This window comes from Geomonas paludis, assembly GCF_014193585.1.
In the GTDB taxonomy this organism is placed as follows: domain Bacteria; phylum Desulfobacterota; class Desulfuromonadia; order Geobacterales; family Geobacteraceae; genus Geomonas; species Geomonas paludis.
Genome location: NZ_BLXY01000014.1, coordinates 1 through 13,472, shown reverse-complemented (window position 1 = coordinate 13,472; position 13,472 = coordinate 1). Strand labels below are relative to the sequence as shown.

The 13,472-nt window shown below is 66.4% G+C and carries 3 protein-coding genes; all 3 read left to right on the top strand.

The annotated features are described in order from the left end of the window. Window positions 1–28: 28 nt before the first annotated feature. The gene (locus H7687_RS19185; protein WP_246405013.1) at window positions 29–2,023 is read left to right on the top strand and encodes an Ig-like domain-containing protein; all 1,995 of its coding nucleotides are present in this window, start codon (window positions 29–31) and stop codon (window positions 2,021–2,023) included. A 34-nt stretch (window positions 2,024–2,057) separates the two neighbouring features. Continuing rightward, window positions 2,058–10,175, top strand: a complete 8,118-nt coding sequence (locus tag H7687_RS19180) for an Ig-like domain-containing protein (RefSeq protein ID WP_246405010.1) — start codon at window positions 2,058–2,060, stop codon at window positions 10,173–10,175. A 469-nt stretch (window positions 10,176–10,644) separates the two neighbouring features. Beyond that, window positions 10,645–13,472, top strand: a 2,828-nt coding sequence (locus H7687_RS19175; RefSeq protein WP_183350409.1) for a cytochrome c3 family protein, incomplete at its 3' end; no start/stop codon positions are given.

Below are 13,472 nucleotides of genomic sequence, written 5' to 3'. Positions count from 1 at the left end.
GGAAAAAAACGATGGGGAAGAGGTCACTATGAAAAAAGCAGTTGTAGAAGCAGGAATCCACCCGGAGGAAAGTTCGGAACTGGCAGCTGTCCAGTCGCAGGGGATCATCGGGAACGTGAGCGGTCGTGTGCGCACGAACTTGGTCGCGTCGCTGGTGATGATCCTGCTGCTCACCGGATTCTGCGTCACTTCTTACTTCCTGCCCAACGCCAACGCGTGGCCGACCAAGTATAGCTCCTGCAGCGCCTGCCACACTCAGGTAGACCCGGACGGGACCATAACCACCGCGATCAACGGCATCGTCGGCACTTCGGTGACGGTGGCTCCGGGAGGTACCTTCGAGGTGGACTGGAGGGTGACCAACGTGACCAACGCGGCAGGCGGTCAGGTCGGCATTGGTTTCGAGATCAACCTCCCCTCGGGCTGGGGTCTCGCCAAGGGTACGGTGAACTCGCCGGCGATTCCCGGCTGGAACGCGGTGTGGGATGCTGCCGACGGCGTCCCTGCCGGCTGGGCCACCGCCAACTCCTACAGCACTGCGACCGAGTTTCCCAATAGCCCGGTTGGTTACACCATCAACTACGACACCACCGCCTGGGACACCGGCACGAGGAACGCGGCCTATGACAACGCCGCTGCAGGCAAGGACCTGGACGGCATCGCCGACAACATGGGTACCGACGCCATTGTGACGGTCCCTGCCGGTACTGCAGCCGGGACCTACACCATTGTGGTGATGGGCGCCGGTCACGACTCCTCGAAGTCGCATGTCGAGCAGGCCATCACGGTTACGGTATCTTCCGGCGGTGGCGGCGACACCACCAAGCCGGTGGTGTCGGCAGGCTTCGCGGCGACCACCCCCTCGCTCTCAAAGACCATCCCGGTTTCCGGTTTCGCAGCTACCGACAACACCGGGGTCACCGGTTACATCATCACTACCAGCTCTACCGCACCGCTTGCCGGCGCAGCAGGGTGGACTGGTACCGCACCGACTAGCTACACCGTGGCCGCCGACGGCAGCTACACTCTTTACCCCTGGGCCAAGGACGCTGCGGGTAACGTCTCCAACGTGTACGGCTCGCCGGTCGCGGTCTTCGTCGACTCGACCAAGCCGGTGGTAAGCGCGGGCTTTGCCGCCACGACGCCGTCGCTGTCCCGCACCATCACGGTCTCCGGGTTCGCTGCAACCGACGCCAACGCTGTTACCGGCTACATGATCACCACCAGCGCCACCGCACCGCTTGCCGGCGGCGCGGGGTGGCTCGGCACCGCCCCCACCAACTACACGGTCGCCTCCGACGGCAGCTTCACCCTGTACCCCTGGGCCAAGGACACCTACGGCAACGTCTCCGCAGTGTACGGCTCTCCGGTCGCGGTAGTCGTCGACACGGTGAAGCCGACGGTGTCGAGCACGGTGCCGGTGAACGGCGCCACCGCTACCACTCTGAACGGGACGGTGACCCTGAACTTCAGCGAGAACGTGAACTGCACCACGGTGACCACCGGCACGGTGACCATCTCCCCGGCGGTCGGCTGGACCAGGACCAGCTGCTCCGGTACCCAGGCGGTCTTCCAGCCGTCCGGGCAGGCCAACTCCACCAGCTACACGGTGACGGTGGGTGCGGCCGTGGCTGACACCGCCGGCAACACGCTGGCCGCCAGCTACCCGTTCAGCTACACCACCTCCGCCCCGGCTCCGAACAACGCTCCGGGCGCGCCGGCAACGCTGGTTCAGTACAAGAGCGACGGCACCACGGTGCTGACCAAGGGCCTCTACACCAACCTGACCACGCTGATCTTCAAGGGGACGGTGACCGACCCGGACAGCGACACGGTGCAGCTTGACATCGAGCTTGCCGACGTGACCGCCGGCTTCACCGGCACCCCGACCTGCAGCAGCACGTTGGTCGCCAGCGGCAGCACCGCGGCCACAACCTGCAGCGGCATTACCAACGGGCGTTTCAAATGGCAGGCTCGCGCCACCGACAGCAAGGGCGCAACCGGCAGCTGGACGCAATACTAGATAGGAGCGCTCGATGAAGGATTTGAGGAGATCGATGAGAGAGTCGACAACTCAGGAAACAGTTGAAGCTGCATCCGGACTGGGACTGTTGCGCAACATGAGCGGCCGGACCCGCATGAACCTGATAGGCTCGCTGGTGATGACGCTGATCGTCGCCGTTTTCGGCCTGACCACCTATTTCATGCCCGACTACGCCAACGCGTGGCCGACCAAGTACGGCTCTTGCAGCGGTTCCGGGTGCCACGTGCAGGCCGACCCGAACGCAACCATCACCACCGCCATCAACGGCGTGGTGGGGACCTCGGTGACGGTCGCCCCGGGCGGCTCCTTCGAGATCGACTGGAAGTTCACCAACGTGACCAACGCCGCGGGCGGCCAGGTCGGCGTCGGCGCCGAGATCAACCTGCCGACAGGGTGGACACTTGCCAAGGGTACGGCGAACAATCCTGCCATCCCCGGGTGGAACAGCGTCTGGGATGCGACCGACGGGGTTACCGCAGGCTGGGCCACCGCCGACTCCTACAGCACCGCGAGTGAGTTCCCGAACAGCCCGGTGGGTTACACCATCAACTTCGACACCACCGTCTGGGACACCGGGAACAGGAACGCCGCCTACGACAACGCAACGGCGGGTGACCTGGACGGCATCGCCGACAACATGGGTACCGACGCCAAGGTGACCGTTCCGGCCGGCACGGCCAATGGCACCTACACCATCGTGGTCATGGGTGTCGGTCACGACTCCGCGAAGTCCCACGTGGAGCAGACCATCACCGTCACCGTCTCCAACGGGACCGACACCACCAAGCCGGTGGTCTCGGCAGGCTTTGCCGCCACGACGCCGTCGCTGTCCAGGACCATCCCGGTCTCCGGCTTCGCCGCGACCGACAACACCGGCGTGACCGGCTACATGATCACCACGAGCGCCACCGCTCCGCTTGCCGGCGCTGCAGGGTGGACCGCCACCGCGCCGACCAGTTACACGGTCACCGCCGATGGCAGCTTCACCCTCTATCCCTGGGCCAAGGACGCCGCCGGCAATGTCTCTCTCGTGTACGGCTCGCCGGTCACCGTCCTCGTCGACACGGTCAAGCCGACCGTCACCAGCACCGTCCCGACCACCGGCGCCACCGGCGTCACCCCGGACAGCACCGTTACCCTGAACTTCAGCGAGGCGGTGAACTGCGCCACGGTCACCACCAGCAGCGTTACCATCGCGCCGGCAGTCACCCTGACCAAGACCAGCTGCTCCGGCAGCCAGGCAGTCTTCACCCCGACCGGCCAGGCCGGCTCCACCTCCTACACCGTGACCGCCGGCACCGGTATCACCGATACCGCCGGCAACGCGATGGCGAGCTCGTATCCGTTCAGCTACACCACGGCGGCACCCATCGTCCGCCCGGATACCGCCATCAGCGCTCCGGCAGCATCGGCAGTACTGAGCACCAGCCCGGCAGCCATCACCGGTAGCGCTACCGCGGGGACCAACGCCCTCGGCTCGGTACAGGTCTCCACCAACAACGGCTCCACCTGGAGCGCGGCGACCGGGACCTCGGCCTGGTCCTTCTCCTGGACCCTGCCTGCCGAGGACTACGTCTCCCACACCATCCTGGCCAAGGCCGTGGACAGCGCCTCCAACGAGGACAGCACCCCCGCCTCGGTCACCGTGATCGTCGATACCGTGGCCCCGGCCGGCCTCACCAACACGGCCCCGGCCAACCTGGCCGCCAACCAGGCGCTGACCACTTCGCTCAGTTCCGGTACCGCAACCGACGCCAACGTGAGCGCTGTGGTCCAGTACTTCTTCGAACTGGCCACCGACAGCGGCTTCACCACCGGCGTGCAGCAGAGCGGCTGGCAGACAACCAGGACCTTCGCACCGACGCTTACCGGCGGCACTACTTATTACTGGCACGTGAGGGCGAAGGACGCCGCAGGCAACATCTCGGCGTACACCACGACCTGGAGCTTCACCACCATCGGGCCGACCGCGCCCAACGCGCCGTCCGCCAGCCAGTACCAGGCCGACGGCAGCACCGCCATCGCGCAGGCCGGCACCGCGACCGGCACCACGGTCGTGATCAAGTCCACCGTCACCGACGTGAACGGCGATAACGTGACCCTCCAGGTGGAGATGATCACCAACGCCAACACCTTCTCCGGTACGGCCAACTGCTCCTCGGTGGCAGTGGCCAGCGGCTCGACCGCATCCGCTACTTGCACCGCCCTGACCGACGGGCTTGCCTATAAATGGCGCGCCCGTACCACCGACGGCACCCTGAACAGTGCCTGGGTCGACTTCGGCGCCAGCAACCCCGACTTCACCGTCACGGTTCCCAACACGACCCCGGCTGCCCCGACCGCCCTGGCCCAGTACCAGGCCGACGGCACCACGGCCATCGCCACCGGCGGCACCGCCTCCAGCAACGTGGTGGTGATCGGCGCCACCGTCGACGGCGGCAACGGCGACAAGGTTCTCCTCGAGGTCGACCTGAACAATGACGGCGTCGCCGACTGCGCGAGCCCCTACGTCACCGGCCCTGCCACCGCCCAGGCGGTCTGCAACGGTCTCGCCGACGGCTCCTACGACTGGAGGGTGAGGGCGAAAGACAGCAAGGCCGTTTCCAGCGCCTGGACCGCCTTCAGCGGCACCCCCGACTTCCTGGTCTCCACCGGCCTCGACTTCGGGGTCGACACCACGCCGCCGACCGACGGCATCGCCAGCGCAACCTCCGGCGACGGCTACATCACCGTGAACTGGACCGCCGCGACCGACTCCGGCGCCGGCCTCGACCCGGTCAACACCTACAAACTCGTGAAGTCGAGCGTGTCTACCCCGGCCGACTGCTCGGCCGCGGCGCTCTACACCGGCAACGGCACCTCGTACTTCGACAGCGCGGTCACCAACGGCAGCACCTATTACTATAGGGTCTGCGCCCTGGACGAGGTCACCAACCTCTCCGTCGGCGTGACCGTATCGGGATCCCCCTCGACCATTGCGCTCCCCGATACATCCATCACCGCCCCGGCCGCCAACAGCGTGGTGACCACCGGGCCGGTCTCCATCACCGGTGGCTCCAGCGCCGGCGCCAACCCGGTCGCCTCGGTCCAGGTCTCCACCAACAACGGCACCACCTGGGCCGCCGCCACCGGCACCGCCCCCTGGTCCTTCACCTGGGCGCCCCCCACCGAGGATTACGTGGCACACACCATCCTCGCCAAGGGTGTGGATAGCCTGGGCTACGCCGACGGCACGCCGGCACAGGTCGTGGTCCGCGTCGATAACGTGGCGCCGGCCAATGTCGCCAACGCGACCCCGGCCAACCTCGCCACCAACGTGGCCCTTAGTTCCAGCCTGACCTCGGCCACCGCAACCGACGCCAACACCAGCGCCGCGCTTCAGTACTTCTTCGAGCTGGCAACCGACAACACCTTCACCACCGGCGTGCAGCAGAGCGGGTGGCAGACCGGCACGAGCTTTGCCCCGACGCTTGCCAGCGCCAACTCCTACTACTGGCACGTGAGGGCGATGGACGCGGCGGGCAACATCTCCAACTACTCCACCACCTGGAGCTTCAGCACCATCGGCCAGAGCGGCCCGGACGCCCCGGTCGCTGCCCAGTACCAGGCCGACGGCACCACCGCCATCGCCCAGGCCGGCACCGCCACCGGTTCCACCGTGGTCATCAAGGCTCCGGTCTCCGACCCCAACGGTGACAACGTCACCCTGCAGGTCGAGATGATCACCAACGGCAACGCCTTCGCCGGCGTGGCCAACTGCTCCTCCATCGCGGTCACCAGCGGCTCGACGGCTTCGGCGGCCTGCTCCGGCCTGACCGACGGGCTCTCCTACAAGTGGCGCGCCCGTACCACCGACGGCACCTACAACAGCGCTTGGGTGGACTTCGGCGGCAGCGACCCCGACTTCACCGTTTCCTTCAGCAACGCGGCGCCGGCCGCACCGAGCGCCCTGGCCCAATTCCAGGCGGACGGCACCACTGCCATCGCTAGCGGCGCAGCCGCCACCACCAACGTCGTGGTCATCGGCGCCACCGTCGACGGCGGCAACGGCGACGCGGTTCTCCTCGAGGTCGACCTGAACAACGACGGCATCGCCGATTGCGCGAGCCCCTACGTCACCGGCCCGGCCACCGCCCAGGCCTTCTGCGGCGGTCTCGCCGACGGCTCCTTCGACTGGAGGGCGAGGGCGAAGGACAGCAAGGGTGCGGTCAGCGCATGGACCGCCTTCACCGGCACCCCGGACTTCACCGTGGCCACCGGCCTCGACTTCGCGGTCGACACCACCCCTCCGACCGACGGCAGCGCGAGCGATGCTTCGGGCGACGGTTACATCAGCATCAGTTGGACCCCAGCTAGCGACGCCGGTGCCGGCCTCGATCCGGTCAACACCTACAAGGTCGTCAAATCGAGCGTCTCCACCCCGGCCGACTGCTCGGGCACCGCGCTCTACACCGGTAACGGCACCTCCTACTTCGACAACGCCGTCGTGAACGGCACCACCTACTACTACAGGGTCTGCGCCCTGGACGAAGTCGGCAACCTCTCCGCAGGCACCACCATCTCCGGTTCCGCCTCGGCCATCGCGCTGCCCGACACCACCATGAGCGCACCGGCGGCCAACACCGTCGTCACCACCGGCCCGGTGTCCATCGCCGGTACCGCAAGCGCCGGTGCCAATCCGCTGGCGTCGGTACAGGTCTCCACCAACAACGGCACCACCTGGGCCGCCGCCATCGGCACCACCGCATGGTCCTTCAGCTGGGCACCGTCCACCGAAGACTACGTGGCGCACACCATCCTCGCCAAGGGGGTCGATAGCCTCGGCTACGCCGACGCCACGCCGGCGCAGGTCACCGTCCGGGTGGATAACGTAGCCCCGGCAGGGTTGAACAACTCGGCACCGGCCAACCTGGCCGCCGCCGTGGCGCTCAATGCCTCCCTCACTTCGACCACCGCCACCGACGGCAACACCTCGGCCGCGGTACAGTACTTCTTCGAGATCGCCACCAACTCCGGCTTCACCACCGGCGTGCAGCAAAGCGGCTGGCAGGCAGGCACCAGCTTCACCCCGACCCTGGCGCCGGCCACCCAGTACTTCTGGCACGTCATGGCGAAGGACGCCGCGGGCAACACCACCGCCTATACCACCACCTGGAGCTTCACCTCCAGCGTGGTTGCACCTGAAACCGTTCTCTCCGCTCCCGCCGCCGGCACCGTCTTCTCCACCTCGCCGGCTGCAATCAGCGGTACCGCGACCGCCGGCACCAATCCGCTCGGCTCGGTACAGGTCTCGGTGAACAACGGCACCTCCTGGAACACCGCCACCGGTACCGGCTCCTGGAGCTACTCCTGGACACTCCCCGCCGAGGACTACGTGGCGCACACCATCCTGGCGCGTGCGGTAGATAATGCCTCCAACGCAGATCCGACCCCTGCCAGCGTCTCGGTCTACGTCGACACCGTGGCTCCGACCGGCTTCGCCAACTCCACGCCGGCGAACCTCGCCACCTCCGTGGCCACGACGACCTCGCTGACCACATCTGCGGCGACCGACGCCAACGTCACGGCACCGGTGCAGTACTTCTTCGAAATCGCGACAAACTCCGGATTCACCACCGGGGTGCAGCAGAGCACCTGGCAAACCGGTCTCTCATTCGCGCCGACCCTCGACTACGGCACCACCTACTACTGGCACGTGAGGGCAAAGGACGCCGCCGGCAACATCTCGGCCTACAGCACCACCACGAGCTTCACCACCGCGGCGGCCGTCACCACGGTCGGCCAGGGCACCGGCGAGATCAGCCTCACCATCCCGCCGGGGGCTACCGAGATGGACCTCGATACCTTTACCCTTGCTACCCAGGCGGGCACCGACACCGTCACCGGCCTGACCGTGACCCTGGCCAACGGTACCTGGGCGGGCATCGCGTCCATCAACGTCACCGACGACACCGGCACCACCGTCTACGGCAGCGCCAACCCGGGGTCGAACACGGTGGCCATCACCCTGACCACCCCGATCACGGTGACCACGACGCCGACCCAATACGTCCTGGTCATCAACGCCAAGACGGCGGTGTCCATGCCGGCACCTCCGGGCGCCACCTACGCCGTGACCGGAACCGTGACCGCGATCACCTCCAGCAACCCGAAGGCGTATGGCGACTCGGCCTCGGCCACCGTCACCATCGACAACCTCTCTCCGGCCAATGTCACCGCCGCGGGGGGGGCTGCCGGCATCGCCTCCAACACGCTGTACTGGACCAACCCGGCCGACTCCGACTTCGCCGGCATCGTGGTGCTGCGCCGCGCCGGCAGCGCCGTCACCGACACCCCGGTGGAAGGTGTCAGCTACCTGCAGGACAACGTCATCGGCTCCAGCACCGTTGCCTACTCGGGTAGCCTCAACAACTTCATCGACGCACCGCTTACCAACGGCACGGTCTACTACTACAAGATCTTCGCAGTGGACGCCCGCGGCAACTACTCGGCAACCGGCGTCGCCGTCGGCCCCTACACCCCGGTGCGCACCGCATGGGCCAACAGCCCGATGCTGCACACCTCCACCACCACCGGTTCCACCAAGTGGAGCGCCAACGGCGGCTGGGGCGAGCCCGGCAAGAAGTACGGCGCCTTCACCTGCGCCACCTGCCACACCATGAGCACCACCAGCATCATGCGCGTCGCCACCAGCGTGGCCACCGGCGACGGCAGCAACTGGCCTATCACCCCTCCCGCCCCGACTGTCGCGGTTTCCTACCTGAACCCGGCGACGGACAAGGGCAGCGATACGGTTCACGCCACCTCGAACCGCATCTGTGAGGTGTGCCACAGCCAGACCAGCGTTCACAAGTACAACAACACAGTCGCCGGTCACAACGGCACCGTGAACTGCACCCAGTGCCACTCGCACAGCGCGGGCTTCAAGGGCTCCGGCGGCAGCTGCCTGCTGTGCCACAATACCCCGCGCGGCGTGCGCCAGCAGGTCGTGGGCGCCACCCTGGGCTCAACCGGCGACGACTTCGTGCGCCCGTCCAGGCACATCAAGAACACCACCGTCAAGAACGTGGACTGTATCATCTGCCATGCCGAGGGGGATATCACCTCGACCGAGAGTTCGGTTAAGCAGGTAGGCGCCCACATGAACGGCGTTGTCAAGCTGAGGAACGTCGACGCACAGGGCAACCCCGGCACCGCCGGCACCAACTTCTGGAACTGGCCCGGCCGTCGTGCCGGTGGCACCACCATCACCTCCGCCGACCGCGACAACATGGACCGCTTCTGCGTCAACTGCCATGACGCCGACGGCGCCAACACCATCACTGTCGACGCTGCCGGTACCGGCATCACCACCGGCACGGGCGTGGCCAGGAGGACGACGCCGTTCAACCCGCTGGACGGCGGCACGCCGCTCAACGTCAAGTCGCAGTTCAACTCCGGCAACGCGGTGGGCAGCGCCTACGCCAGTCATCACAACCTGAACATCTACACCAAGCGTTACACCTCGACCTACGCGTCGACCTACGCTAGCCGCGGCGGCTGGACCGGCACCTCCAAGGATAATGTCGCCATGACCTGGAACACCGGCCTGCACTGCTCCGACTGCCACCTGAACGAGAGCAACGCCCACGGCGCGCGCAACGCCACCCGGATGCTGCAGGACAAGAACGGCGCCGACGCGGCGGCCACCAACACCAACGACGGCAGCGCCACCTTCGTCTGCTACCGCTGCCACCTGAGCACCGTGTACAACTACAGCAACGTGACTGTGACCGGCAAGGCCCGCATCGAGCACAGCAGCTTCGACAACGTGCCGTGGGGACCGGGCACCTACAACGACCACGGCATCGTCTGCTTGAACTGCCACATGGGCGGCGGGGTCAACACCATCGGCGGCATCCACGGCAACAACCGCTCCATTACCACGTTGACCGCCGGGGCCACCAAGAGCTACCGCTTCATCTACGGCGGCCAGCTCGGTCTGAACATCTCCGAGGCCAACTGGGCCACCACCACGGCTCCTACCTGCTACACCGCCTCCTCGACCTGGGGCGGCGCGTGCAACAAGCACGACGGCTCCGCAGGCACCGGCAGGATCGGTACCCCGAACTACGCAAGACCTCTGCAGTAACCCAGAGGGAGACGCCCCGGCAAGTCCGGGGCGTCACCCTTTGCTCTCACCACTTTACGGTTAGCCGCGTCCATGCTTTTCGGCCTGGCGGTCACCCTGGCCGGTCGTGCGGACGCAGTGCACCGTGTGTTCCGTCTAGTTAGTCGCGCCTTACCTTTCTGTTGCCTTGTTGTTGCCAACCCCATTCCTTTACCCGAAAAGCCTTCCGGTCATATCCCGAAGCAGTCCCCACAGGGCGCGATCGCGTTGCTTTATTCTTAAAACTCACCAAGCCCTCTCCAGTATTGCCTTTCGAAAAAATCCCATGCTCATTAAAGAGGTTGCTTCGCCTGCCCGACAAATCCATCCTTCCGCCATATGGCGTAGCGGATACCGGGTATGCTTCTTGCTCATTAATGCGTCCGTAGGACTATTTCGCACCTCTAAATCGTCCATTGCCGCACTAGAAGATGAGAGACGGGGGAAGGTTATGCTGAGAAAAACACTGGCTGTTCTGGCTGCTACGGCCGTCATATCGGGGGCGCTCTCATGGGCGGCAACATCGTTCCAACTGCAGACGAAGCTGAGCAGTGCCGGTGGCACCCTCCAGGTCCGCAACAATGCAGTACAGACAGTGGCAGGTACCACCGTTTACAGCAACTTCACCACGGCCGCCCCGGTCCCGGTGCGGGTCACCGCCAACCCCGGCTACAAGATCTCCAGTCTGACCAAGAGCGGCGTAGCCCAGGTGATCGGTAACTACACCACCCATTACTACACCACGGTGCAGAAATCGGACGGATCGGTGCAGGCCCTGGTGGCCGGCTTCGCCATCCAGAAGTACACCGTGACCGGTACCGCTTCCGGCCCCGGCACAGTCACCCCGGCGAGTTCCTCGATCGCCTACGGCAGCAACGCCACCCTCACCGCCAGCCCCAACGCCGGCGCAGTGTTGACCGGCGTCACCGGCGGCACGGCCACCGTTTCCGGCAGCCCGGTCGTCTACCCCTGCTCCACCCCGGCCACCATCACGGTGACCAACGTGACCGGGCCCAGGACCGTGCAGGCCGTCTTCGCCGCGGTCGGGGCCAACGCCGGCGAGAACCAGACCGCCATGATCGTCACCAAGGTCACCCTGAGGGGCACCCTGCAGGGGGGCGGCACCTTCACCTGGGTCCAGGACAGCGGCCCCGCGGTCACCCTGGTCGGCGCCGGCACCTTGAACCCCGAGTTCACTCCGATGACGCTGGGGACCTACGTGTTCCGTCTCACCCAGTACTTAAGCGGCGTGGCCGTCGCCACCTCGACCACCCAGGTCAAGGTGGTCGACTCGCTGATCACCTCCATGAGGACCGACTGCAACGGCTGCCACGGCCCTACCGGCATCTACCCGACCCCGCAGGCCTTTATCTCCTGGTCCTCCTCGAACCACAAGTACCTCGGTGTCTCCTGCGTTTCCTGCCACACCACGGGCGCCATGCCGACCCCCGTCAATACGACCACGGTCGATTCCAGCACCTTCGTCAACCTCAATGCCAGCGCCGGTCCGGTCGGCGGCTACTTCTGCGCCGCCTGCCACACCGATTCCATCTTCGCCGGTTACGACCGCTCCTTGCACAAGACCAAGGGCGTCACCTGTATCTCCTGCCATAAGGGCGGCCCGCACCTGCCTGAGGCCGAGCCCGGCGTCTGCCAGGAGTGCCACTACAACGGCCTGGGCATCGTCCCCAACCACACGGTCGACATCGGCCCCAACGTTATCTGTATCTCCTGCCACAACCCGCACTCCAGCTTCGCGGCGGTGCAGGGCGACCTGGAGACGCTGCACTACGGCAACATGACCACCGGCGCCTACCCGGCGACCTACGTCACCTCGCGCGCCGCCTGCACCGACTGCCACTTCTCCACGGTCACCAACCAGGCGATCCGCCAGGCATGGTACACCTCCGGCCACGCCAAGGGGAGCGCACCGGCGTTTGCCTCCTACGACTTCAAGACCATGGACGGCTGCGTGCAGTGCCACACCACCACCGGCTTCGTGAACTTCTCCACGGGCAAGGTCACCACGGCTTGGGGTGTCGCCTCGGACAAGACCAAGGAGATGGTCACCTGCCGCGCCTGCCACATCGACATCGTCACCGGCGCGCTGCGCACGGTGCAGCCGTCCAAGCCGTACGCCAACGAGCCGGCCTACGTCAACCCGGCGGTGGGCGAGTCCAACCTGTGCGTGACCTGCCACAGCGGCACCAACACCGGCCAGGTGATCACGACGCAGCTGCAGGCCAACGCCGACTTCACCAACCTGGCCTTCATCCAGCCGCACTACGCGACTGCCGCGGCCGCCATGTACGCCAAGGGTGGTTACCACTTCCCGGGTCGCAACTATGACCTGGGCGCCACCCACAGCAACCTGGGCAGTACCAACGCCAAGGGGCCCTGCGTCTCGTGCCACAGAAACGGCACCTACGGCCACTCCTTCAGAAGCGGCGTGAGCACCCTGTGCACCACCTGCCACGGCGCCAACATGCCGGAAGAGCAGCGCCAGCTGGCGCGCGATTCCTTCGTCAGCCTGCTGGAAGTGCTCCGTGCCCAGCTGGCCGCCAAGGGCTTCGTCTACACCCAGAACGCGCCGCACTTTGCCCAGCGCAACTGGGGCTCCGGTCAGCAGGGCGCCAACGTCATGGGTGCGGCCTTCAACTACGCCTTCCTGGTGCGCGAGCTGGGCTCCTTCGGCCACAACCCGCGCTACTCCAAGCAGCTGGCCATGGACTCCATCGACATCCTGGACAACGGCGTGATCGACGACTCGGTGACCACGCTGGCGGTGCCGACGCTGCGTGACGCGGGCGCCATCAGCCAGGCGGTGGCCGACTCCGTGATCGCCTACAAGGCGCGCAACCTGTGCATCACCTGCCACGGCGGCTCCGCTTCCACCCCGAGCCCGATGGCGACCAACCAGCACGGCACCCACATCACCGCGGTCTACGGCCCGGGCGCTTATCTCGGGAGCGAGTACACCGCCTGCCAGGCCTGCCACGTCGGCACCACCGCCACCCACAACAACGGCTCGCCCGACCTGAAGAGCGGCGACGGCTCGCTGTGCATGGGTTGCCACGCCGGCCAGCTGGTCGACTGGAAGACCACCAGCCGCATCGAGTGCACCGTCTGCCACGCGCAGAACCCGGCGCAGCTCCCCAACGGCACCCAGGCGCCGTACAAGCCCTACTTCGGCACCAAGGGTCACGGCCGCTTCGCGGTGAGCAACCAGTGCACCGTGTGCCACGACCAGAACGCGACCCACATCACCGGCACCCTCGG

Bases quoted from the DNA above. Each gene is read 5' to 3' on its own strand.
- H7687_RS19185 (WP_246405013.1), top strand. From the start codon at position 29: ATGAAAAAAGCAGTTGTAGAAGCAGGAATCCACCCGGAGGAAAGTTCG.
- H7687_RS19180 (WP_246405010.1), top strand. From the start codon at position 2,058: ATGAGAGAGTCGACAACTCAGGAAACAGTTGAAGCTGCATCCGGACTG.